Source organism: Alteromonas sp. Cnat2-8 (assembly GCF_022348355.1).
Taxonomy (GTDB): Bacteria; Pseudomonadota; Gammaproteobacteria; order Enterobacterales; family Alteromonadaceae; genus Alteromonas; species Alteromonas macleodii.
On record NZ_JAKREX010000003.1, the window covers coordinates 167482 to 189949 of the forward strand.

The following is a 22468-nucleotide window of genomic DNA, read 5'->3' on the forward strand; positions in this document are numbered from 1 at the left end:
CGAGGATACCCAGTGTTGGCGTGGCATGAAGAGACGTTTGCAAAAAGCCTGAGCACAGCGTTGTAAGGTGTTACACAGGCTTAACGGTAAGATTTACTGAGACGTGGGTAGGAATGTTAGTGCGGTTTAAAGATGCCAATCACATTTTCGTTTGATCGTGTGGCGGCACTCACCTTTTCGTCAGTTTGCGCTTCATTATATCCACACGCAACGCACTCCAACTTTTCTACGTTATTTTCAAAATATAACGAAATCGTATCTAGCTCTTGGCATTTGGGGCACGTAGCCCCTGCAACAAAGCGGCGTTTTACACGTTTTGACATACATACACCTTTGGAGAATTTCGCGATTATTATACCTTGAAATGGTAAGTGTTGATCAGCTTTTACCTTAAGTTTTTGATATTATACGCGCCCTAGTTTGTTCCATCACAGGTTACTCATGATAAAGCTTTCAAATGTATCGCTACTTCGCGGTCGCAAAATGTTGCTAGAAGAGGCGTCGGCGCAGGTTTTTCCAGGCCACAAAGTAGCGCTGATTGGCAGCAACGGCTGCGGAAAGTCCACGCTTTTTGCACTGCTGAGAAGTGAGTTAAGTGTCGATGCTGGCGACTGCAGCGTACCGAATGACTGGCGAATTGTAAGCGTGGCACAGGAAACGCCAGCAACTGACCGAACCGCGATAGACTATGTGGTGGACGGTGACAAACATTTACGTAATCTACAAGCGCAATTAGAAGCCGCTGAAAAAAGCGGCGACGGTGTAAAGATTGGCCAAATTCACGGGCAGCTCGAGCAAGCGGGAGCATACGACGTGGAAGCTCGCGCAGCGACCATTCTGTCGGGTCTTGGGTTTACCAATGTGCAGTTAAGCGCACCAGTTAGCGATTTTTCAGGTGGCTGGCGTATGCGCCTAAACCTAGCTCAAGCGCTACTTTGTCCTTCAGACTTACTGCTGCTTGATGAACCTACTAACCACTTAGACTTAGACGCCGTTATTTGGCTAGAGAAATGGCTTCAACGCTATGCGGGAACGCTATTGCTGATTTCTCACGATAAAGCTTTTATCGACAACACGGTTGCGCAAATTATCAGTGTTGAACAACAGAAGCTTATCACCTACACCGGTAACTACTCGTCTTACGAAACCCAGCGCGCTGAACGTATTCGCTTGCAAAACATTGAATATGAAAAGCAGCAGCAAAAAGTAGCGCACCTCAATTCGTTTATTACCCGGTTTAAAGCTAAAGCGAGTAAAGCTAAGCAAGCGCAAAGTCGTATTAAGCAGTTGGAGAAAATGGAAACCTTGTTGCCAGCCCATATGGCAAGCCCATTTAGCTTTTCTTTTGCGCCGCCGTCGGCACTGCCTAACCCGCTTGTGCAAATGGAGAAGATACAGCTGGGTTACGACGACCATATTGTGCTGCAACAGGTGAAACTCAATTTAGTACCTGGCAGCAGAATAGGTCTTCTAGGTCGAAACGGGCAGGGTAAGTCTACGCTAATCAAACTATTGGCGGGTGTGCATGCGCCAAAGCAAGGTATTTTTAATACGGCTAAAGGCCTTAAGATTGGTTACTTTGCTCAGCATCAGTTAGAAACATTAGATGCTAACGCTACTCCGCTTCTTCATTTGCAGCGCATTGACGAAAAAGCCACCGAGCAGCAACTTCGCGACTATCTGGGCGGATTTGGATTTAATGGCGATGAAGCATTAGCGCCCGTGGCACCCATGTCGGGCGGTGAAAAGGCGCGCTTAGTATTGGCGTTAATTGTTTATCAGAAGCCTAACTTATTGCTGCTGGATGAGCCTACCAACCACTTAGATTTGGAAATGCGCCATGCGCTAAATATCGCGCTTCAAGGTTTTGAAGGCGCCATGGTATTGGTCTCGCACGACCGCTTCTTACTCTCCTCGGTATGTGAAGATTTCTATTTGGTAGACAGTGGCGAAGTTGAACCATTTAAAGGCGACTTGGACGACTATCGCGACTGGATTTTAAAACAGCAGGCAGCGGAAAAAGCCAAGGCCAACAGCGACGCCAAAAACGAAGAGCAACAAGAGACTGGCGCGCAGAGTAAGCCGGAACGCAAATTAGATCGTAAAGAAGAAAAACGCCGTGAAGCCGAGTTTAGGCAAAGGGTTGCGCCACTTAAAAAAGCCATTGAAAAACACGAAAAAGCCATGGAAAAATGTGGTGCTGCTTTGGCTGAGGTGGAAGCGTCACTTGCCGATACTTCGCTTTACAGCGAAGACAAAAAGGCGCAGCTTATGGGCCTACTCGACAAGCAAACTCAGCTTAAGCAACAGCTTGAGGAAGAAGAGATGGCATGGCTAGATGCCCAAGAGCAAATTGAGTTAAAACGAGAAGAGTATGACAATGCCAACGCCTAATATCGAAAACCGCGCGTTTTGGGAGTATAGCGTTTCTCGCTATACCAAAGGTGATATGGCTCCCCTTGCGCTTTTACTGCAAGACAACCACAAGGTTAATGTAAACGTTCTCTTGCTGATTTGCTGGTGTTTAGAGAATAATGTCATCATTAATTTGCCACAGCTTAAGGCAGTGATTGCGGCATCAAGTGCGACCGAAGAAAAGTTACAGTATCACCGTGCAAGGCGAAAGGCTGCGAGCCCCGAAAAAGGCGGAGACCAAGCAGAATATGACGCACTCAAAGCACAAGAGCTAGAGCTTGAAAGACAGCAGCAGCACGATATTGTTGCGTCGTTCAATGAGCAGCCAGTCACGCATCTGGGTCAAGGGCAATCTGTATCGTCTAACGTATTTAACGCGTCTATCGCAGCGTTTATAAATGCATACGGACTGCGAGACAACAACGAGGCGCGCCAACTAGTGAGCCTAGTGGTTAACCAACTATCGTAAAAACACAATAAGAAAACAAAATGAGTAAATCAGCGCTATCGCATGGAAAGATAATAAAAAGCAGCTTTAAGGTGCCAGGGTGGGCGAAGAACCGTCATGTGCAAACCATATGGCCGCGTTTTATTCAAAAGCGGTTGCCTTTGTCTTACGACATGGAGCGTCTCACATTACCCGATGACGACTTCGTCGATGTGGCGTGGGGGCCAAAACCGCAGGAAACATCGGGTATCGTGGTGATGTTTCATGGTTTAGAAGGCAGCATTAAGTCGCATTACGCGAACGATATGATGGCTCAATTGTCGGTGAATGGTTGGCAGGTGGTGATGATGCACTATCGCGGCTGTAGCGGCGTGCCAAACTTAAAGGCGCGGGCTTATCACAGTGGAGAAACAGAAGACCCCAGCTTTTTCTTAGAGTGGCTTCACGATAAATTTCCACGAATTCCTAAAGTGGCCATCGGCTTTTCCCTTGGCGGCAACATGCTATTGAAACTGTTGGGCGAAAACCCTGCGCAAAAGTGGCTTAAGGCAGCGATTGCCATTTCTTCACCTCTTAAACTTTCAGAGTGCGCTAAATCAATTAACCAAGGTTTTTCTCGCGTATATCAAAAGTATTTACTTACTAGCATGAAAGATACGCTGCGTAAGAAAATGGAGTACATCGATTATCGCAAGCTTATACAGCTAACAAAAACTGATGTGGAAGAGATCACCAGCTTTACCCAATTCGACGAGAAGATCACAGCGCCGCTTCACGGCTTTGCAGACGCTCAAGACTACTATGAAAAGTGTAGTGCGTATCACTTTTTAAGCGCGATCCACTGTCCTACACTGGTATTGCATAGCATTGATGACCCCTTTATGAATCACTTAATTGTGCCTAAGGAAGAAGAGCTTGCGCGCAACGTTACCGTGGAGCTAAGTGAACGAGGCGGTCACGTTGGGTTCATGCAGGGTTCTATATTAAATCCTAAAGTATGGCTGCACGAACGGGTGAAACGTTTTGTAAGTGAAGCCTTACCTGTAAATACTACGTGTCGTTACGTCAGCCGCTAATGTTGATGTCCTATTAATTTACCCAAACGCTTGTTATCAGGAGTGTGAATGATAATCCCCATTGACGCGCTAGAAGCCGATACGCTTTATAGCTTGGCTGAGTCTTTTGTTCTGCGAGAGGGCACGGACTACGGCGCTGAAGAAGTTGCGCTAGATGTGAAGGTGCAGCAAGTGTTAAACAGACTCAAATCGGGTGAGGCGGTGCTGGTCTATTCAGAGCTTCATGAAAGTGTAGATATCAAAAGAAAAGAAGATATTGAGCCAAGCGAAGCTGAAGAACAATAGACACAAAAAAGCCGGGTCGAGCAACCCGGCTACCTACCTGAGGAGAGGAAGGCTTAAAACGCGTAACGTGCAGTTACCTGCATAATGTCTAAATCATCAATGATTCTGTAGTTTGCACCCACAGCCCATTGTGGCGTGATGTAATAGTTAGCGCCTACTCTAAATGTCGCTTCACCATCGTCTACATCGTAGTAGCCAACTTCACCCGCCAGCTCTACCTGCTCTGTGATCATCGAGCGAAGGCCAGCATTAATGCTGTAACCTGTTTCGTCGTTTACGTCACCGTCAATACGCTCTAAGTTGGCACCAAAATACGCGTCTGTTGTCGCGTTAACAGGTAAACGGTAACCCGCACCTAGTGTCAGCATATCAAAGTCAAAGTTGCCCTCTTCAAAGAAGCTATACTCGCCGTTCAGGTACCAGTTGCTGTTCAGTAGGTATTTACCGTTAACGGTTAAACCGTCTGGTTCAAAAGACTCATTGTCGTCAAAGTCCATTTTGGTGTAACCACCTTCTACGTAACGCCAGTCAGGCTTGTCGGCCATAGCTGTAAGAGGAAGTGTTGCCGCAGTTAGTGCTGCTGCAATAAGTGTGAATGATTTACGCATGTGATAACTCCTTAGTATGTTAAGTAACCCACCTTGTTCATCGCGAATGTTCTCGGTTTGTTATAAATGTGCAAACCCAAGCGCAAGTCAGCGCTTAACAGCGCGCTACAAAAGGCTACTTGGTTGATGAACACAAAGCCGTACTTGCCTTCATGCCATCTTTGTTATTTCCGTTAAGAAATAGTGTCCGATTTATTTATCAACATGATGAATAGCAAAGCGTTTGCCAACTTCGTACTAAATCACTATTTTGATATGTCTTAATTTATCTATGTAGCTAATATTTATAGATAAAATGCGTCTGGCTTTTTAGAGGCTACACATTTGAAATGTTCAAAATCAAAGTTTGATGTATTCCTAGTAAAACGTTGGCACATAAAACTGTCTCTAAAAAACAACAGTTATCCTTTTGTCTAACTCATCGGACATTTTTACAAGCCAGTGTTCTCCAATAATCCACAATGTGTGTGTTTGTAAAGTATTGTAAATTATGAAAAATATAAAAAATAACGGCGACTATTTCGTGTTGGAACAGCTTTTGCTCAAGTCTCTGTGTGTTATCCAACATTCACTTTAGCCCTTCGGCAAGGAATTCGGTTTTTCACGATATTAGTGGATAAAGAAAGGAAGAGAGCGCCTTTCTCGCGTGGCTTCAATCAATACCGTTTTTGTAAAAGACGCTTTTCAGTAAGTAAGGCGTGTAACGAGTTGTTGATGGTCATCTGGATAACCATTGTTTTCATAAGGAGAGGACAAATGGCTAAGCCAGTTTCGATTTTCGGTAAAGATTTACAAACGAATGTGCGTCAGCGCAATAAGCTGTCACACCTTCTTTTAGCGATGAGCAGTGTCATCGCATTATTTGCGTTTCATCAAGCCGGTGCAGTTGAGGTTAACGACGATAATCAGCCTCAAAAAGCATCGCCGGTTCTTCAGTCAATTATTGATGCTGCACGCCTGTCAGCGACAGAGAGCTACGAGCAGGACGATCACGGGTTAAACAGCAAGCTTAAAGAAATTGACTACACCACGTATCGTTCAATTCGCTTCAAGCCCGAGCAGAGTCTTTGGCATGGCGAGAATGACTACGAACTGCAGTTTTTTCACCCGGGTTTTTTATATGAATACCCTGTCACTATCCACACTATTGGTGAAAGCAATAAGCCTGAACGCCTAGCGTTCAACAGTGACATGTTCAACTACGACGGGTCTGCGTCGGGGTTAGCTGGGCTAACGGACGAAAAGTCAGGGTTTGCTGGATTTCGCGTTCACTACCCTATCAAGAACGAAGAGTACAAAGACGAATTTGCTGTATTTTTGGGGGCATCGTACTTCCGTCTTGTAGGTAAAAATCAAGTGTACGGTATCTCTGCACGAGGTCTTGCGATTGATACGGCGCTAGCCAAAGGCGAAGAGTTCCCCCACTTCACTGAGTTCTGGGTCCTAGAACCGAGTGAGGGTAAGCCGATTACTGTTTATGCGCGTCTTGAAAGCCCTTCTGTAGCGGGCGCGTATAAATTTGTTATACAGCCTGATATTGATACCAGCGTTAAGGTAGAGAGTTGGTTATTTGCCAGAGATGACGTGAGCAAGCTAGGCATTGCACCGTTTACCAGTATGTTCTTGTATGGCGAGAACACAGAAAAGCGCCATGACGACTATCGTCCAGAGGTGCATGATAGTGACGGTGTGCTTATGGTAACTCACGCTGGTGAAGAAATTTGGCGTCCACTGACTAATCCTGCACGCCTTCAAGTCACGTCACTTAGCGACGCAAACCCTAAAGGATTCGGCATGCTTCAACGCGACGGCGAATGGGATAATTACCTCGACGCAGAGGCCAATTACCATATACGCCCAGGGCTATGGGTGACGCCAGAAGCTGGTTTTGAGAAAGGCCGATTAGAAGTCGTCGAAATTCCGACTAAATCCGAAATACACGACAATATTGTGGCGTTTTGGACGCCTGAAAAGCCATTCAATTCGGGCGAATCACTGTATTTCGCTTACGAGCTTAAAACCGTAGAACAAAATCCGTTTGTCAGTGAACTGGCCTCAGTAGTACGTACCCGCCAAGGCAAGGCTGTGTTGCCGGGTGACGAGTTTAAAAACGACAGTCTAAATACGACACGACAGTTCAGCGTGGACTTCAGCGCGCCTTCTGCCATTACTTTTGATAACGAGTCGATGAAGTTGGTGGTACAGGGTACTAACGGCACGATTTCTCAGCAGCGACTTTACCCCGTTGCTGACGGACAAGAGTGGCGAGCCACCTTCTTTGTTAAGCCGAAAGAAAAGCAGACGGTAGATATGCGCGCTTACATTGAGAAAGACGGTAAACGTGTGAGTGAGGTTTGGAATTATGTCTACCAACCAAAATAATCGCGCTTGCGCAGCGGTATCGGACGAGGCTAAAGCCGTGCCTCAGGTTAAAAGTGATGGCACTGCACGTGCTTCACATTTCATCTTAAAAGGAGAGCATATGCGTTTGTTTATCATGGCAATGCTAGTTATTCCAAGCACGGCACTGGCCGGTTGGAGTTTGTACGAAATCTTTTTACCTAACGGCCTTACCAACCTAGAGATTGCACAGCTGGGGTTGGGGCTAACCCTGTTCGCATGGTTGTGTATGGCGTTTTGGACAGGCATTATCGGTTTCTTTCTGCAGCTTTTTAACGTCGACCCGTTGAGCTTGCGCAGAAATCAACCTCAGCCTGATGCTACTGCGCCATTAACGCAAAAGCACGCCGTGGTTATGCCGGTTTATAACGAAGACACCCGCCGTATTATGGTGGGGTTTGAAGCTTGTATTCGCGAGTTGATGGAAAGTGAAAACAGTTCGAAATTCGACTTTTTCATGCTTAGCGACACCCGCGATATGGAAAAAGCGGATGCAGAGCTACGTGCCTTTTCCCGATTGAAGAAGCGTTTAGGTGCGTTCTCTAGCCAAGTGTTTTACCGTCGTCGCGAACAGAATCTGCACAGAAAAGTAGGTAACCTCAAGGAGTTTTGTGAACGCTGGGGGGCAAACTACGAGTCGATGATTGTGTTAGATGCTGATAGCGTGATGAGCGGTGAGCGCATGCAAGACTTGGCGCGTCGTATTGAGCAAAACCCTGATACGGCGTTAGTACAGACCATTCCAATGCCGGTACGTCAAAACACCTTCTTTGGTCGTTTTGTGCAGTTTGCTGCTCATCTTTACAGCCCAATGTTGGCGACAGGTCTATCGTTTTGGCAAACAGACAGTGCAAACTATTGGGGGCACAATGCCATTATTCGTATTGCACCATTTATGCAGCACTGCGGGCTACCTACCCTTGAAGGGCGCGCGCCTTTTGGCGGTGAAATTTTAAGTCATGACTTTGTTGAGGCCGCCCTACTGCGCCGTGCTGGCTGGCAGGCCTACTTGCTTACCGACACCACGGGCAGCTATGAAGAAGTGCCAAGTAACATTGTTGACTACGCGATTCGCGATCGTCGATGGGTGCAGGGCAACATACAGCATTTAGGGTTATTGAACGTTAAAGGTCTTAAAATGGCAAACCGCCTGCACTTCTTATTTGGTGCGTTTGCGTACATCTCTTCACTCATACTATTTTGCATGTTGGCGCTAGGCACAGCAGATGCGTTAATTCGCGCCACGTCAGTGCCAGAGTTCTTCGTGTCTGAATACCAGCTGTTCCCTAGTTGGCAGGTAGCGCGCCAAGACATGATGATGGTAACCATGTGGGGTACGGCGGCCTTACTATTCTTGCCTAAACTTCTCGGTATTACCTTAGCTTTAATAAAACGTCGCGGCGAATTTGGTGGCGCGTGGTCTCTACTTAAAGGGGCAGCAATTGAGTTAACTATGGCCGTGCTTATCGCGCCGCTAATGATGTTCTATCACAGTTATTTTGTGATTAGCGTTTTTGTTGGCCACTCAGTTAAATGGGAAGCGCAAGAGCGCGAAGGGCGCAAAGTACCGTGGAAAGTTGCAATTAAACACACGCAAATTATGAGCTGTCTAGCGGTAGCGTGGGGCGTAACGACCTTCTATTTCACCCCGTCGCTATTTATGTGGTTGTTACCTGTATTGGTAGGCATGGTGTTAGCGGCGCCGGTTATCCGCTTAACAAGCAGCGATAAACTAGGCATAGCCATGCGTAAGTGGGGCGTGTTTGTCATTGACCAGGAAGTGAATGAGTGTAAAGCACTTAAGCGTTTACGCGTTGCAATGGGGTATTTCGCTATATCACAGCACAAGGCAGAAGTACCTGCGCTTCCTGATAACGTGTGGCAGAGCATGCCAGAGCAAGTACTAAGTCAAAAGCCATTGCCTATGCGCCACAGGCTTCCTAACAGCGCATAATGGACTCAAAGTAGATATCAAAACAAAAAAACCGCACATGTGTGCGGTTTTTTATTGCGTTTAGTCACGTGCCACCTAGCTTTTTATCGATAGACGGCGGCAATAACAATGTTTTATTGAGTAAACGTAACTGAAAACGTTACGGGTACTGTTGTTGTTATGCTCTTAAGCCCTGCAATTTTTTGAAGTGCAGCTACGCCTTCAGCAAGTCCAAAAGACTCTGCTTTAATTAACGTTGGTGACGTGGTTGATACGGTAAGCGTATCGTCGTTTACTTTACTTGCTTTAACAGCAAATGACGTAGGAACGGCTTTTCCGTGCAACATCAAAATACCGTCTACCTTCCCGTTAACAACTTGGCCCGATTTCAGGTTCATCATCGACTCAGGCAAGTTGGCCTCAAATGTCGCTTGTGCAAACTTGGTCACGTTGAACAGCATCTCTTGCATTCGCTTGTTGCGAATATCAATGGCTGTATTCACTGACGATAAGTCAACCGCCACGTTAAGTTTGCCACCGTCAGACAGCGTACCATCAAAGCTATCAAACTTATGTACTTCGGTGACTTGTGCATTCTTCGTCGATAAGAAGTGTAGTGCACTTGTTTCGCCGTCTATTGACCAATCGGCTGCGGCGGGAAATGCTAGCCCACATGCGAGCAATGCTGCAGACAACGTGCGAATACGTGTAGTCATCATAGGTTACTCCTTTTACTTTTTGGTTCCATCTGGCTTGATTTAACCACTACCAGAGTAATGTGGCCCAGCAACATTACTACGCTATTATACGTAGGTTAACACGCTGCGCTAAGTAAATTATTACGCGCTAGTGCTGATGTGGGTTTACGAAGTCATCATACTGGACTACATCTTGCCATGGCACCCTTTGATCGCCCATTACCACAAAATCTGGGTTCTCTAGCGAATGACGCTGATTGTAGGTAAGAGGTTCGAAGTTAGCGGCGGCAATACTCCCACCCGCTTCAGAGACAATGCATTGCGATGCGCCAGTGTCCCATTCGCCGGTAATACCGATGCGCATAAACACATCAGCTTTTCCTTCGGCAATAAAACAGGCTTTCAGGGAACAGCTTCCCAATGGAAGCGTTTGGTATACGCGCTTAGCGCACATTCTGCTGAGCACTTTTTCTCTCGACTGACGACGGCTTATTGCAATCATTACCACACTATTTTTAGGGTCGTCTAGCTTGCGTACGCTTATTGGGTGATCGCCATCAGGTGATGACTTAAACGCACCTTTGCCTTTCTGGGCGTAATATAGCGACTGCCCTGGCGGCCAAAAGATAACGCCTATTGTCGGCTCATTGTTCTCTATTAGCGCAATGTTTACTGCGAAATCACCGCTTCTAGCAATGAATTCTTGGGTTCCGTCGATGGGATCGATTAACCAGTATCGAGGCCAATGCTTTCGCTCTTCTAAACTTGCGTGTTTGTTTTCCTCTGAGAGGATTGGGATATCAGGCGTTGCGGCTTGTAAGCGCTTGTTGATGATATCATTTGCCAAATAATCTGCGCTGGTAACGGGAGACTCATCGTCTTTTTGATAAGCGTCAAACTCCCCTTTATCGTATACTTCTAATACGGCTTCACCGGCTTCGATGGCAATTTCTTTCGCAAGTTCTAGTAGGTCGGCATGGGCGTCATCGGGCATTGTTTATTGTTCCTTAAACCACTTTTGAGCTAAAAACAGCGCGGCTATACAGCGTGCTTCTACAAAGTCTTCTCGTGCAAGTAAAGCATCTGCTTCATCTAAAGGCCAGTGAATCACCTCAAGAGGCTCAGGTTCGTCGCCTTCAAGTTGCTTTGGATACAAGTCTCGAGCCAAAACAATGGTCATATTGGCGTTAAAGAAAGTGGGCGCCATGCTGACCTTATGAAGCTCCACAAGATCATTGGCCGCGAAGCCTGCCTCTTCTTGTAGTTCGCGATTAGCAGCTTCAATGGCAGTTTCGCCAGGGTCTATTAAACCTTTTGGGAAGCCTAGTTGATACGAATGTGTGCCGGCTGCATATTCACGAATTAACACCATGGTGTTTTCATCAAGCATAGGCACTATCATTACCGCGCCCCTGTTTCCGCCAGCCATCCGCTCGAATTCACGGGTGGCGCCGTTCGAAAACTCAAGGTCTAAGCGTTCTACCCTAAAGAGTTTGCTTTGCGCAACGATTTCACGAGAATGAATTTGTGGTAACGGTTTGTTCGGATCAATTTTTGGCATGTCTATCGCTACAACTTTGTTATCATACTTGTATACAATTTCTTAGCTTACTTCATTATAAGGAAAATCGCTTGCCCTTTCTGCCCTGGAATGAAATAGAAACTGTACTGTTAGACATGGACGGCACTTTGCTGGACCTTCATTACGACAACCAGTTCTGGCTACATCATTTGCCTAAACGATTAGCACAAATAAGAGGAATTTCAGAGGCGCAGAGTCAACGTGAAATGACTGCGCGATATGAGTCAGTATTCGGGCAAATTCAATGGTATTGCTTAGATTACTGGGCTGAATCTCTTGAAATGGACTTAGAAAATGAGTTTATGCCGCTGAAGCGTGAGCTGGCACATTTGCTCGCCCTTCGTGACGATACAATTCCGTTCCTCGATGCGCTTCATGACTCAGGCAGGCAGGTGGTATTAGTGACCAATGCGCACCCAAACAGTTTGGCGCTAAAGCTAGAACATACCCAGCTTGACGCACATATCGACAACCTCATCTCTACCCATGAGTTCGGCGTAACCAAAGAGTCTCAGCTGCTATGGGAAAGATTACAGGCACGGGTAAAGTTCGATGCCCATCGCACTTTATTTGTCGATGACTCACTGCCAATTTTAAATGCGGCAAAGACATACGGTATTAAACATTTACTTGCTGTCGATAACCCTGATAGTACTTTGCCAAATCGCAATATTAGTGAGTTTCCAGCGGTGCGCGATTACCGTTTAATGCTAGAAGATATTAAGCAGAACCCTGTTGGGACTGTTTCGAAAGGACGTTTTTAAAGGACGAAAGCACATGGTTTCTGACACAATTTATGTAGGGTCGCTGAATCCGGTAAAAATTAATGCTGCGCTCAATACACTCTCTGACACACTAGAGCACGATTTCGACGCTCAGGGTATGGCTGTACCAAGCGGCGTGCCTGACCAGCCAATGAATGAAGATGAAACGCGGTTGGGCGCCATTAATCGCGTGAAGGCCATGCTTGCTCATCATCAAGGTGGTCTCACAGATGCGTGGTATGTGGCAATTGAAGGTGGTGTGGATGTATTTGAAGATGGTCCTGCTACCTTTGCCTATGTGGCGATATACCATGAAGGTCACTGGTCGGTAACGCGAAGTGCAAGCTTGCCTCTTCCTGTAAGCGTATATCAGGCGCTACAGCGTGGAGAAGAACTTGGGCCAGTTATGGACAAGCTCTTTGATACAGTAAACATAAAGCAAAAAGGGGGGGCTATTGGTTTGCTTACTCTTAATCACGCCTCGCGACAAAGTGTTTATGAAGTGGCGTTAACGCTTGCTATGGCAAAGTTCCATTTCCCTGACTTATACACGGACTAGTGTTGAACCTCTTGTGCTGTACAACAAGGCGCATTACACCGTTAATCAAACAGAGTACCGCAAGGGTATCCTTACTTAGGAAAAATGATAAGGCGATCGCAACGGTCGCCCTGAAATCTTTACTGCGATAGGTAATCTTTTCTGGAACATTTCTGACACTATCCATTACTTAGACTTCAAGTTACTTCTATATTATTGAAAATAGGTTAAAAAATATTTTTTGACACCTTGGCTTTTTAGTTGCACTTCCTTCAGACCAAACGGAATAAGGAGAGTGACAATGAGTGAGACAATCAATACCTACAACCCTGCTACAGGTGAAAAGATCGATCATTATCATTTGATGTCAGCCGAGGACGCCGAGCAAGCAGTTACCCGTTCACAAGAAGCTTATTTGAACTGGCGCCGTACGTCATTTGAGACCCGCGCAGATTTATTTAATAACCTTGCAAACCTGATGGAAGAGCGAATTGACGATCTCGCCAGCCTGATGACACGGGAAATGGGTAAGGTTACCGCGCAAGGAAAGCAAGAAGTGCAGCTATGCGCTGAAATATGCCGCTATACGGCCGAACACGGCGCTTCAATTTTGGAAGACGAACACCGCATTTTCGAAGGCGGCCGAGCAATCATTACGTACCAGCCCATTGGCGTTATTCTTGGCATCCAACCGTGGAATTTTCCGTTGTACCAAGTTATTCGTTACAGCGCCTCAAACATAATGGCGGGTAACACCACGGTACTGAAACATGCTAAAAACGTGTTTGGTATGGCGCAAGCCATTCAGCAAATGTACGAAGATGCTGGCTTTCCTAAAAATGTTTACCAGTCGCTGCTAATTGATGGCAGCACGGCAAGTGACTTAATCAAGCACAAATACGTTCGCGGCGTTACTTTTACCGGGAGTGACGAAGTAGGTAAAGAAGTGGCTAAGGAAGCTGCAAGCTTGTCTAAGAAAACCGTAATGGAGCTTGGTAGTAACGACGCCTTTTTGGTGTTAGAGGATGCGGATATCGACCATGCTGTAGAAATGTGTATCCAAGGACGGGTTATTAATAACGGTGAAACCTGTGTGGCGGCTAAACGCTTTGTTATTGTGGACAGCGTCTATGAAGAATTCCGAGACAAATTTGTGGCGCAGTGTAAAAAGCTAAAAGTTGGCGACCCCACAAACGAAAACACGGATTTGGGCCCAATGGCGAGAGAAGACTTGCGCGATGAACTTCATGAGCAAGTGAAAAAGTCGCTAGAAAACGGCGCTACGCTATCACTGGGTGGAGAAATTCCAGACTCTGATGGCTATTTCTACCCAATTACGGTGCTGGAAGATGTATCGCCAGGTATGCCCGCTTATGATGATGAGCTATTTGGACCAGTTGCGTCGCTCATTCGCGTACGCGACGACAAGCAAGCCATGGAAGTAGCAAATGATTCACGTTATGGCTTGGGCGGCGGTATCTTCAGTACAGATACCGACAAAGCAATAGCATTGGCGAAAGATGAATTTGATACCGGTATGGTTAATATCAATGGGTACTCTTTGGCACAACCAAACTTACCTTTTGGTGGTGTGAAAGACAGCGGTTACGGTCGTGAGCACGGAGGCTATGGTATGCGTGAATTCGTCAATATCAAAACTATCATGGTCGCTGAGAAATCGGCCGAGTAGTGCACTTCGGTAAGAAGCGATGAGAAGAAAGGCGAACTTGGGTTCGCCTTTTTTGTTTTGCCGTACGCCCTATTCATTAAAGTAGTCGCAAAGTAAAGCTCATGTAATCGAAAACAGTCAGGCGAAAAAACAGTGCACAGTCAACTAGGATGAATAGTTTCGTCCGGGCAAACGGTCTTTTAATCAAATATCTGTGTATTAATGAGTAGGGAATAACATAAGGCGATGGTTATGACGGTTATAAATGAACGGTTAAGTAATGCAAGATCAGGCATTGGGCTTACAAGGCAGGACAAACAGCGCGGTAGAAAACAAACTGCGTTTTTTTGCGCTATGACAACCACTGCTATTCTATCGTTCTCGGCTTTAGCGCAGCCGTTGTCTCAACCATCAACTACATCAGACGATGCCGTCCTAAGCACCAGTCCTATGGGTTGCCATAACGTTTCGGTGCAAATATTAGGGTCGGGTGGACCTGAATTGGATGACGGCAGAACATCTAGTGCCTATGTGGTTTGGGTAAATGGCAGCGCCCGCGTGTTGGTAGATGCTGGAAGCGGAAGCAGCGTTCAGTTTGGCGCTGCGGGGGCAACGTTTGAATCGTTAGAAGTTATCTTGCTTTCGCACTTACACACCGATCACTCCGCCGATTTGCCAAGCTTTGTAAAAGGTGGGTATTTCACCGATCGCGAGAAGGATTTAATAATAATGGGGCCAGAGGGCAACGACATTATGCCGTCCACAAACGCCTATGTGTCGTCGTTAATAGGGAAAAACGGCGCGTTTAAGTATCTATCTTCTTACACCATAGAAGGCCAAGATGACTATACGATATCCACAAAAAGCATCGGGACCACAACCTTTGAACAACCGTTTAAACGCAATGTAAACGATAGCGTCAGTGTTGAGGCAATGACGGTGAACCACGGGCCTATTCCAGCATTAGCGTGGAAGGTCAAGGCCAATGGCTGCGAGGCGGTATTTTCAGGCGATACCAATGATAAACAAGGAAACCTTGCTCGTTTTGCTAAAAACGCGGACCTTTTGGTGCTGCACAACGCCATTGGTGATGACGCGGGTCAGGTTGCTAAGAACTTGCATATGACGCCGACTCAGATTATCGACATTGCCGCGCAGTCAAACGCTAAGCAAATAGTGTTGTCTCATATTATGAAACGTAGCGAACCGGGTCTTGATGCACTTACTGAGGCGGTTACTGTTGTAGCAAAAGGTCGAGTATATGCCGCTGAAGATTTAATGAACATTACCCTGTCTGAACAGGAGTAAAGTAAGCGTAAACCGTTTGCGATACACGGTTTACGCTTTTATAGAGGTTCTCTAACTACTATTGAGGGGCAAAAGGCAGCGGAATAGGCGTACCGTTTACACTGGCTTCGCCATCTTTTAGTGTTAGCTTTGTCTCGTAACCTTTCTCGGTTTCTTTTATTAAGCCTTGTTGAGCAAAGGTACTTAGCATCATAGGTGTCTGTTGTTCTACAGCGGCTTGAAGCTCTTCAGCCGTCATATTTTGTGCTTGTGGCGTCGCCATTAGTTGGCCCATCATATAGCCAGATGCCATACTCTGTGCTAGCGCTTTATCGGCGGTGATTTGTGCATCAGCCAGCAAATGCGTGACCCAATAAGCGGCGTCTTCCAACGTACCGGGAAGTGCATCTATACCCACTAATTTCGTGTTTGCGTAAGCGTTAAACGACCCTTCAGGCAACGTTGCTTTCAGCTTCGTTATATTAATCTCAGGCTCAGCTTTAAGCTGTGTTAGCAAGTTAGCTTCAATAAACTCCATCATTTTGGCTGGCACTTCTTCAGAAGGCACTAATAATGAATTGTTGCTAAATTCTTGATAGGCCTTAATGAAGTCGATATCTAAGTTATTGATGGCAACGCCTAATACCATGTCTGTAGCATCAAGCTCAGGGCCCACGGCTTTGTCGACAGCGTATTCTACGTAGACATTGGCGGTGTTATTGTCTTCGTCAATCTTGACGTCAGTAGCAAAAGCTAGGTTCTCAATCTTAACTGTCGCACCTGGCTCAATGTTAGAAATTTCTATGCTTTCAATACGCGCCTTACCAGTAGATTCAAATAAGTCACCTTTGAACGCCGCTACCATATCGCCATCATAGCTCATATCCATAGACAGGTTTTTCATCTCTAACGAAAATTCATCTGCACTTATGCTTAGCGATTCACCCGACGACGTATACAAAGTTTGGTCACCATCAGGCTCAGCTTCACCCGCATAACCAGAGAAAAGCAGTGTGAACCCCTCTTCTTCGGCCGTCGCGCTAAGCGCTGGAATAACGTCTGCGTAGCTTAGTCCACCAAACAAACCAACCACGCCTTCGTTGCGATAAATTGGCTGTTGGCCATCCCACTGAACGTATTCTCTTAACTCATCTCCATCAATAGAGACCGTATAGTGAACGCGGCCTAATCCTAAGCCATCGCCAAAGTACACCGGTCCGTGATGAGCTACTAGCGTAGCGGTAATGCTAGGGTTTTCTTCCATTGGTATATCAGTGGAGTCAACATTCTGTGCATTGATTAGCGCTTGAAAATCGACAGCAAGCTTGATTTCTGCTGTTGTCGAAAACCAGCCTTTGTCATACGAAAGTACCTCGGCAGAATAAACGGCTTGTTGGTTAATTTCGTTTACGGCGGCGTTAACATTTTCGTGAACGCTAGTGCCAATAAAATAAGGGGCAACGCCAAGTGCAACCAAAGTTACGCCCGCGCCAGCTAGAAGAGGTTTGTTCATGATTACAATCCTTTGTTAAAAAGTGTTCCCAGTTCCTCTGGCCACAAACGTGAAGTACGTTGGTGGCCTAGAAATTCTACGCATAGTTTGTGCTATGCATCACAGCTTAATAGCGATATAGCCGCTACTATCCGGCGCACCAAACAAGCGTGCGGCCTGATGGACTTCTTGCGGTAAGCTGTCGTCAGGCTTAAATTTACCACTTACTCGAATATTTTTCATTGTAGTAGGGATAACCGCATCCATCGACAAGCTTAGTAAGTTAGGCTCGCTTACTAGTATTCCAATGTCATCGCCTTCACAACGCAGCTTTGCGGAATAAGTGCCAAAATCAATAGGACCCTGTGTACCGGCAACTGTCGCGTTTAGCCAATCTCCGGTACCGTTTAGCGATTGACACGCAGGCCCAAACGTTAAGTCACTAAGCGACACTTTAAAGCGCCCTCCAGCATTTACTGGCAGCGGAAGGCGAACTTGTGCAAGCACGCGGTCTACCGGTAAATACAGCGTGAAGTTTTCGGTATTGACAGTCTTTTGGCTGAAAAGCCCCGTGGTAATAGGCCCTTCAAATGCAATGTCGTTTTTATCGCGAATATTACCTGCTTTAAGGTTTAATTTAATTTTACCTATCAACATATGTAAGGGACTAAGCTCCCATTTTACATTGTTGATAGGCAGGCCATTAACCACTACAGTTTGCGCCTTGCCTGAAAACAAGGTGCCGCTAACACCACTAACGGCAACATTGCTAGGTAACGCAATACGGCCAATAACGTGAACAGCAGGCATGTAAGCAATGGCAAACAATAAGAAGGCAATAATGCCGCCTATAATCCAACTAACTTTCGACTTCATGCTTTACCTAATTGTAATCGGCGAATTTTGATATAGCCTGGCGCATCGGCCTCGGCAATATCCGCTTGAAGAATAATCACGCCCATATTTTCCATGGCTTTGAGCCATTCTAAAACACTGTTAAACGGCGCCTGATCAACCCACACCTGAAGCTCGTCGCCTTGTGGCTGCATACGAGATATAGCAATGTCGTGCTGAGCAGTAGTGCGGTTTACCGCTTGCGGTAACGAGCCAGAGAATGTTCGTTTACCCCCGCTGCTGCGGCGTAATTGCTGCGCTCTTGCTGCACTGTCTTTTACCCAAACCAACAAGGATTGCTGGTTGTCGAGAAGTTGTTTTTGTTTATCTAAAGCAGCATTAAGCGGCGACCATACCGCAAAATAAAATAGCGCAATTATTAATAGCACAGCTGAAACCAGTACTAACTTTTGTTCGCGCTCGGTCAGCGCTTTGTACTTTTCTAAGAGTGCATTCATGAGGTACTCCTTACTGATACTGTACCTACAACGCCATTGTCACGATTATTTATGGCCCCTTGTTCAACCACAAAGCCTGCGTTTTCTGCTGTACGTTTAAACTGCTCTAGCGCTTCAAAGTTTTTACCTTGCGCCTGAATGCGAATCTCAGTGCGAGTGGCATCGAAGCGCAGTGTTTGCGGTTTTACATCAGTGGCTGAAAAAGCCGGAGCGAGCTGGTCTAGCATAATAAGCATAGAGGCACTGCCACCACCTTGTTCTAACTTGGCAAGCTCGCTTTGTAGCTTCAGTCGCACGTTGCGATAGGTACCAATATTGGGGAAACCCGCTTTGACAGCGGTATTAATCTCACTGCTTAACGCCTGATTTTGGGCTTTAAGCTGGTAAAGAGAAAACCCTTTGTCGATAAGGCTGGTGCATAGCGCTAACACTGCTAATACTGCCGCAACACGCCACTGATTCAGAACACCGCTGCGTTTGCGTTTTACTTTGTAATCGCCTTGGCATAGGTTAAAACTGCTTTGTATCGCCTCTTTTGCCAATACTTGCATAGGCAGCTCTAAGGGTGCCTGCGCTTCCTCAATATTTGGCAAAGTGCTTAAATCGATACCCGCATAATTGGTAATGGTTATCGGGCTTTCTTGTTGTGCTGTAAAATGGACAAGAGTTGGCAGTAACCATGTTGCCTCGCCCTGCACGCCTTTGAATGTGTCTTGTCGAACGAGAAGCTGCTCACCTAATGTAAGCACTGACCAACCGTTTTCGGTGACTGGTACTGCGAGTACATCAGGAATAATGGTGTCGCAGAATAACCCTGCCTCGCTAAGCCAAGACTGCCACAGCTCCATCTTTTCATGGCTAACTACTGCAACGGCCTGCTCATCGCCTCGCTTAGGGCCGATCGCAAAAAACTGCTGGCTAATGTCAGTGGCAAGCTCGTCTTCTAGCATATACGGGATGGCAGAAATGATCTTGCGGCCAGCTTTAGGCGGCAGCTCAACCCATTTGAGTAAAATTTCGCTGCTAGGCGCTAAGGCAATAACACTTCGTTGTCCCGCACGTTCGGTCAGCGAAGATAAGGCTTCTGCATTAGGCAGCTCGCCCGATGCAATAATTTCATCTTCGGTTCGCGAATAAACGAGCCAGCTAATTGGGTCTGTATGGTTGGCGCCTAAACGCACCAAGAGTTGTTCCATCAATAGGTTCCCCCAAACTCGCGATTCACAATACTAACGCCGGTATCGGCATTAACGTGAAACACGGTGGAAAGCTTAAAGGTTGCTTTGTTGTATTGTGTTTTTGTATGCAACATAAAATATTCAGTTTTAACCGAAAACCAATCTTGTCGAGTGCTTGTTAAATTAAGCGCTTGAATAGAGGGCTCGCTTAAAAATGCATTGGTATCGTCCCAGCCGTTTTGCGGGCGACTGCTAATCAAACTTGCGGCCTGCTGAATGTCTAACCCCGTTAGGCCTGCAAGTAATGGTGCATCTTCTTCTTCTAATGTGTTGACGTTAATTTTCAACTCATTGTAATCCGGGATCACGCAAACTAATGGCAGTAATGCGTCTAGCCACTGTGGTGATACACCGTTAATAATACGCAATTCGCTTTTTGATGCCAGTGGTCCATTAGCCGCAAGGTAAGGAAACTCTCTGGACTCGTATTCGCTGTCTTCCGCACCGTAAGGGCGCATTCTGTCATCTTCGTCTACCCAGTCGGCTAGACTGTCCCGTAAGGTATCTGCGGTGTAGTTGTCTAACCCGTCAACGCTAAGTGATAGCAACATAGTGTGAAAAGCGTCCATGGCTTCCGTGGTGTTACTCGTCCCACTGCTGCCATTACCGCTGTTACTGCCCGCGCCTCCTGCACTGCCAGACGTAATCGCGTTTAAATTAAAACACGCTTGCAAATCGTCTAAGTTAGCGGTTAAACCACCGTTTTCTAAAGGATAGCTGAATTCTTGTGCCCAAGGCTGATCTATAGAAATCACATTCGGGCTTTCTTCTATCAAAGACTGGATAGACTTACGCGCAAAAGCCTCGGCTCCCATGGCGTACCAGTAGGCTTGATTGTTGTCTTTTAAGTTCATCGTACGCTGCACCTGAAGCTGCAAGCGTGTACCCATTTCTGTGGCTAATACCGCAACCAAGGCTACTATCATGAGCACAATCATTAATGCCACGCCTTGCTGCTTAGCGGGTGGATTAATCGACTTGCGCTGAGTACTCTTGATTGTCATGACGATTCACCCGTAGTTAAGGTAAATTCTCTGCGTATTTTTCCGAAGTCTTTACTGACAAACTCAATGGCCACCGCGCGCGGCAGTGCAGCTCCTTTATAACTTTCGCTCCACGACAGGTCTTCGTCTTCATCTAAGGAACTACTGTTAGCGGTGGCAAGAAATTCAATTTTTAAGCTTTCTACATCCTCTAACAGCACACGGACTTTGGGCTCGTAGCCTATGACGTTATCCACATAGTTGCTGTAAAGGCGCTCCAGTTTGTTTTCTCTAAGTCTATAGGCGACAAACTGTAGGGTACTTCGTGGCAACATTAACTGAGGGTTGTGCCACCCTCCGCGTACAAAACCAATGCCGTCATCGTCACTGTCGTCGGTTTCACCGCCAGACATGACCACGTCTTGCTTTTCGCCGTTAACCCTCGCTGCACGAGGCACGGCTTGCTGAAGGTCGCGCTCAATCGTGATCATGGCACGCTGCAATAATTGAAGTTTTGCAAAACGCTCTTCTGAAATATCATTGCTGTCGATAACTGTGGTAAGTAGACCTGTCGATGCAAGCCCAATTAGGGTGAATATGGCCATAGCAATCAGTATTTCGATAAGCGTGAATCCGCGCTGCATGCTAATTTCCCGCCGTCGATTTAGCAACGAAAGTGGTTACTGATGTAACTGAACTGCCGTAGCTTTCGTCTTCACCCACCGAAACGGTTACCGATCGCAAGTCGTTGTCGTTGGTTTTTGTCACCGTTTGCTGCCAGTACCACGTGCGATCGGCCATCTCCATCGTGCCTTTTAAATTGTTCTTGGGCGGCCACGTGGTATCTAATTGAAGCTGGTTTAAGCGATTGCTTGCCACCCAGTTGGCAAAGGTGACAGATTCTATTTGCCCAACGCTTGATAAATGCTCGCCTGCAGCTTTAAGTACTGCTGTACCGGTGAGCGCAAAAATAAGCAGGGCGACCATAACCTCCAGTAGCGTCAAGCCACTTTGCTGGCGCGGCGTGACAGGTGCAACGTTCTTTGTCGATGCATCAACGTTGAACGCACTCATAGTGGTCTCTCCAGAGGCCCTTCAAGCACTAAAGGCGGAAGATCTTGGTTTTGCAGGCTGTAATAGACGGGGTTGTCGCCGTCATCACCTTCGTAATTAAACGACAAGGTAAAAGGCGTAATTTCGCCACTCGACATTATAAGCACTTGAGGCGGAGGCAGCTTTTTCTCTTCTTCGTTACCTATTTCAACCCCTTCATCAGAAACACTTAAATTCTCGTCGAATAGTTCCCTGTCAAAGAGCCTGTCTTCAACATCCCATGGTAAGTCGTCTAAATTTAAAGTGAAGGTGAAAGGCTCAGGTAACGTATAAGGCTCGTAGGTTTTTTCGCCTTCGATACGCTGCCACTCATCATCGTCGTCTAAGTAGACAAAGTAGTATTCATTTTTATCGGCTTCAAACCGCACACCAAGCTGTTGTTGATTTAACACCGCAAAATCGCTGGCCATATCAACAATCACCTGCAGGCGTTGCGCTTGGGTTTTTAGCAGGTCAGATTTACTCGCACCGAATGCGTTAAACATAACGTAACCCGCCGCCAATCCCATAAGCAGCAGTACCAGCATGACTTCTAATAGGGTAAAGCCTGCTTTTTTCAAAGATGTACTGCCGCGGTTGCGCATAAA

At 46.4% G+C, this 22468-nt stretch carries 23 protein-coding genes; 10 read left to right on the top strand and 13 right to left on the bottom strand.

All coding sequences use genetic code 11. The features are described 5' to 3' along the window. Positions 1–116: 116 nt before the first annotated feature. Positions 117–323 carry a YheV family putative zinc ribbon protein gene (locus MHN00_RS08600; protein WP_012520152.1) on the bottom strand — a complete coding sequence of 69 codons (207 nt, stop codon included), beginning with the start codon at positions 321–323 and terminating at the stop codon, positions 117–119. A 118-nt stretch (positions 324–441) separates the two neighbouring features. On the opposite strand from MHN00_RS08600, the gene MHN00_RS08605 reads away from it, so the two are divergent. From MHN00_RS08605 to MHN00_RS08620, 4 genes are read left to right on the top strand one after another with little or no spacing between them, the layout of a single operon-like run. Next, complete coding sequence (locus MHN00_RS08605; protein WP_039228738.1) at positions 442–2394, top strand: ATP-binding cassette domain-containing protein; 1953 nt, start codon at positions 442–444, stop codon at positions 2392–2394. After that, entirely contained in the window at positions 2375–2884 is a 510-nt protein-coding gene (locus tag MHN00_RS08610) for a TIGR02444 family protein (protein ID WP_014977787.1), read from the top strand. Before MHN00_RS08605 ends, MHN00_RS08610 begins: the two co-directional genes overlap by 20 nt. 20 nt (positions 2885–2904) lie before the next feature. Then, entirely contained in the window at positions 2905–3939 is a 1035-nt protein-coding gene (locus MHN00_RS08615) for a hydrolase (protein WP_014951329.1), read from the top strand. A gap of 48 nt (positions 3940–3987) precedes the next feature. Beyond that, positions 3988–4224 (top strand): YheU family protein, encoded by a 237-nt coding sequence (locus tag MHN00_RS08620; RefSeq protein ID WP_014951328.1) that lies wholly within the window; start codon positions 3988–3990, stop codon positions 4222–4224. A gap of 53 nt (positions 4225–4277) precedes the next feature. On the opposite strand, the gene MHN00_RS08625 is transcribed toward MHN00_RS08620, so the two are convergent. Then, complete coding sequence (locus tag MHN00_RS08625; protein WP_014977785.1) at positions 4278–4832, bottom strand: outer membrane beta-barrel protein; 555 nt, start codon at positions 4830–4832, stop codon at positions 4278–4280. A 756-nt stretch (positions 4833–5588) separates the two neighbouring features. Here MHN00_RS08625 and MHN00_RS08630 point away from each other — a divergent pair. Beyond that, entirely contained in the window at positions 5589–7214 is a 1626-nt protein-coding gene (locus MHN00_RS08630) for a glucan biosynthesis protein G (protein WP_239300918.1), read from the top strand. After that, on the top strand, positions 7195–9186 hold the full coding sequence (mdoH, locus tag MHN00_RS08635) for a glucans biosynthesis glucosyltransferase MdoH (RefSeq protein ID WP_239300919.1): 1992 nt from the start codon (positions 7195–7197) through the stop codon (positions 9184–9186). Before MHN00_RS08630 ends, mdoH begins: the two co-directional genes overlap by 20 nt. A 113-nt stretch (positions 9187–9299) precedes the next feature. On the opposite strand, the gene MHN00_RS08640 is transcribed toward mdoH, so the two are convergent. The 3 genes from MHN00_RS08640 to nudE all read right to left on the bottom strand — a co-directional run bounded on the left by MHN00_RS08640 (position 9300) and on the right by nudE (position 11424). Then, positions 9300–9884 (bottom strand): YceI family protein, encoded by a 585-nt coding sequence (locus MHN00_RS08640; protein WP_014977782.1) that lies wholly within the window; start codon positions 9882–9884, stop codon positions 9300–9302. A gap of 127 nt (positions 9885–10011) precedes the next feature. Further along, the gene (gene cysQ / locus MHN00_RS08645; protein WP_014951323.1) at positions 10012–10857 is read right to left on the bottom strand and encodes a 3'(2'),5'-bisphosphate nucleotidase CysQ; all 846 of its coding nucleotides are present in this window, start codon (positions 10855–10857) and stop codon (positions 10012–10014) included. A 3-nt stretch (positions 10858–10860) separates the two neighbouring features. Continuing rightward, a complete protein-coding gene (gene nudE, locus MHN00_RS08650) occupies positions 10861–11424 on the bottom strand; it encodes an ADP compounds hydrolase NudE (RefSeq protein ID WP_014951322.1) in 564 nt (187 codons plus the stop codon). Between the two features lie 71 nt (positions 11425–11495). On the opposite strand from nudE, the gene yrfG reads away from it, so the two are divergent. The 4 genes from yrfG to MHN00_RS08670 all read left to right on the top strand — a co-directional run bounded on the left by yrfG (position 11496) and on the right by MHN00_RS08670 (position 15724). Further along, positions 11496–12209, top strand: a complete 714-nt coding sequence (yrfG, locus tag MHN00_RS08655; RefSeq protein WP_014977781.1) for a GMP/IMP nucleotidase — start codon at positions 11496–11498, stop codon at positions 12207–12209. Positions 12210–12222: 13 nt separating this feature from the next. Next, positions 12223–12768, top strand: coding sequence for an inosine/xanthosine triphosphatase (gene yjjX, locus MHN00_RS08660; protein ID WP_014951320.1), 546 nt, complete (start codon positions 12223–12225; stop codon positions 12766–12768). A 280-nt stretch (positions 12769–13048) separates the two neighbouring features. Further along, complete coding sequence (locus tag MHN00_RS08665; RefSeq protein WP_014951319.1) at positions 13049–14437, top strand: NAD-dependent succinate-semialdehyde dehydrogenase; 1389 nt, start codon at positions 13049–13051, stop codon at positions 14435–14437. A 231-nt stretch (positions 14438–14668) separates the two neighbouring features. After that, positions 14669–15724: an MBL fold metallo-hydrolase gene (locus tag MHN00_RS08670; RefSeq protein ID WP_239300920.1), complete on the top strand. Its 1056-nt coding sequence runs from the start codon at positions 14669–14671 to the stop codon at positions 15722–15724. Between the two features lie 58 nt (positions 15725–15782). On the opposite strand, the gene MHN00_RS08675 is transcribed toward MHN00_RS08670, so the two are convergent. The 8 genes from MHN00_RS08675 to gspH all read right to left on the bottom strand — a co-directional run bounded on the left by MHN00_RS08675 (position 15783) and on the right by gspH (position 22465). After that, on the bottom strand, positions 15783–17216 hold the full coding sequence (locus MHN00_RS08675; protein ID WP_239300921.1) for a YdgA family protein: 1434 nt from the start codon (positions 17214–17216) through the stop codon (positions 15783–15785). A gap of 99 nt (positions 17217–17315) precedes the next feature. Next, a complete protein-coding gene (locus MHN00_RS08680; protein WP_168463161.1) occupies positions 17316–18071 on the bottom strand; it encodes a type II secretion system protein N in 756 nt (251 codons plus the stop codon). Beyond that, entirely contained in the window at positions 18068–18547 is a 480-nt protein-coding gene (locus MHN00_RS08685; protein WP_014977776.1) for a type II secretion system protein M, read from the bottom strand. The genes MHN00_RS08680 and MHN00_RS08685 overlap by 4 nt, the downstream gene beginning before the upstream one ends. Further along, a complete protein-coding gene (gspL, locus tag MHN00_RS08690) occupies positions 18544–19743 on the bottom strand; it encodes a type II secretion system protein GspL (protein ID WP_239300922.1) in 1200 nt (399 codons plus the stop codon). The genes MHN00_RS08685 and gspL overlap by 4 nt, the downstream gene beginning before the upstream one ends. Further along, positions 19743–20789, bottom strand: coding sequence for a type II secretion system minor pseudopilin GspK (gene gspK / locus MHN00_RS08695; RefSeq protein ID WP_239300923.1), 1047 nt, complete (start codon positions 20787–20789; stop codon positions 19743–19745). Before gspK ends, gspL begins: the two co-directional genes overlap by 1 nt. Continuing rightward, positions 20786–21412 (bottom strand): type II secretion system minor pseudopilin GspJ, encoded by a 627-nt coding sequence (gene gspJ / locus MHN00_RS08700; protein ID WP_014951312.1) that lies wholly within the window; start codon positions 21410–21412, stop codon positions 20786–20788. Before gspJ ends, gspK begins: the two co-directional genes overlap by 4 nt. Before the next feature lies 1 nt (position 21413). Beyond that, positions 21414–21842 (bottom strand): type II secretion system minor pseudopilin GspI, encoded by a 429-nt coding sequence (gspI, locus tag MHN00_RS08705; protein ID WP_239300924.1) that lies wholly within the window; start codon positions 21840–21842, stop codon positions 21414–21416. After that, positions 21839–22465: a type II secretion system minor pseudopilin GspH gene (gene gspH, locus MHN00_RS08710; protein ID WP_014977775.1), complete on the bottom strand. Its 627-nt coding sequence runs from the start codon at positions 22463–22465 to the stop codon at positions 21839–21841. Before gspH ends, gspI begins: the two co-directional genes overlap by 4 nt. Positions 22466–22468: the final 3 nt, after the last annotated feature.

Bases quoted from the DNA above. Each gene is read 5' to 3' on its own strand.
- MHN00_RS08630 (WP_239300918.1), top strand. From the start codon at position 5,589: ATGGCTAAGCCAGTTTCGATTTTCGGTAAAGATTTACAAACGAATGTG.
- MHN00_RS08685 (WP_014977776.1), bottom strand. From the start codon at position 18,547: ATGAATGCACTCTTAGAAAAGTACAAAGCGCTGACCGAGCGCGAACAA.
- nudE (WP_014951322.1), bottom strand. From the start codon at position 11,424: ATGCCAAAAATTGATCCGAACAAACCGTTACCACAAATTCATTCTCGT.
- gspK (WP_239300923.1), bottom strand. From the start codon at position 20,789: ATGACAATCAAGAGTACTCAGCGCAAGTCGATTAATCCACCCGCTAAG.
- gspH (WP_014977775.1), bottom strand. From the start codon at position 22,465: ATGCGCAACCGCGGCAGTACATCTTTGAAAAAAGCAGGCTTTACCCTA.
- gspJ (WP_014951312.1), bottom strand. From the start codon at position 21,412: ATGCAGCGCGGATTCACGCTTATCGAAATACTGATTGCTATGGCCATA.
- MHN00_RS08605 (WP_039228738.1), top strand. From the start codon at position 442: ATGATAAAGCTTTCAAATGTATCGCTACTTCGCGGTCGCAAAATGTTG.
- MHN00_RS08615 (WP_014951329.1), top strand. From the start codon at position 2,905: ATGAGTAAATCAGCGCTATCGCATGGAAAGATAATAAAAAGCAGCTTT.
- MHN00_RS08625 (WP_014977785.1), bottom strand. From the start codon at position 4,832: ATGCGTAAATCATTCACACTTATTGCAGCAGCACTAACTGCGGCAACA.
- mdoH (WP_239300919.1), top strand. From the start codon at position 7,195: ATGTCTACCAACCAAAATAATCGCGCTTGCGCAGCGGTATCGGACGAG.
- MHN00_RS08680 (WP_168463161.1), bottom strand. From the start codon at position 18,071: ATGAAGTCGAAAGTTAGTTGGATTATAGGCGGCATTATTGCCTTCTTA.
- MHN00_RS08640 (WP_014977782.1), bottom strand. From the start codon at position 9,884: ATGATGACTACACGTATTCGCACGTTGTCTGCAGCATTGCTCGCATGT.
- MHN00_RS08610 (WP_014977787.1), top strand. From the start codon at position 2,375: ATGACAATGCCAACGCCTAATATCGAAAACCGCGCGTTTTGGGAGTAT.
- yjjX (WP_014951320.1), top strand. From the start codon at position 12,223: ATGGTTTCTGACACAATTTATGTAGGGTCGCTGAATCCGGTAAAAATT.
- MHN00_RS08620 (WP_014951328.1), top strand. From the start codon at position 3,988: ATGATAATCCCCATTGACGCGCTAGAAGCCGATACGCTTTATAGCTTG.
- MHN00_RS08675 (WP_239300921.1), bottom strand. From the start codon at position 17,216: ATGAACAAACCTCTTCTAGCTGGCGCGGGCGTAACTTTGGTTGCACTT.
- MHN00_RS08670 (WP_239300920.1), top strand. From the start codon at position 14,669: ATGACGGTTATAAATGAACGGTTAAGTAATGCAAGATCAGGCATTGGG.
- gspI (WP_239300924.1), bottom strand. From the start codon at position 21,842: ATGAGTGCGTTCAACGTTGATGCATCGACAAAGAACGTTGCACCTGTC.
- MHN00_RS08600 (WP_012520152.1), bottom strand. From the start codon at position 323: ATGTCAAAACGTGTAAAACGCCGCTTTGTTGCAGGGGCTACGTGCCCC.
- cysQ (WP_014951323.1), bottom strand. From the start codon at position 10,857: ATGCCCGATGACGCCCATGCCGACCTACTAGAACTTGCGAAAGAAATT.
- MHN00_RS08665 (WP_014951319.1), top strand. From the start codon at position 13,049: ATGAGTGAGACAATCAATACCTACAACCCTGCTACAGGTGAAAAGATC.
- gspL (WP_239300922.1), bottom strand. From the start codon at position 19,743: ATGGAACAACTCTTGGTGCGTTTAGGCGCCAACCATACAGACCCAATT.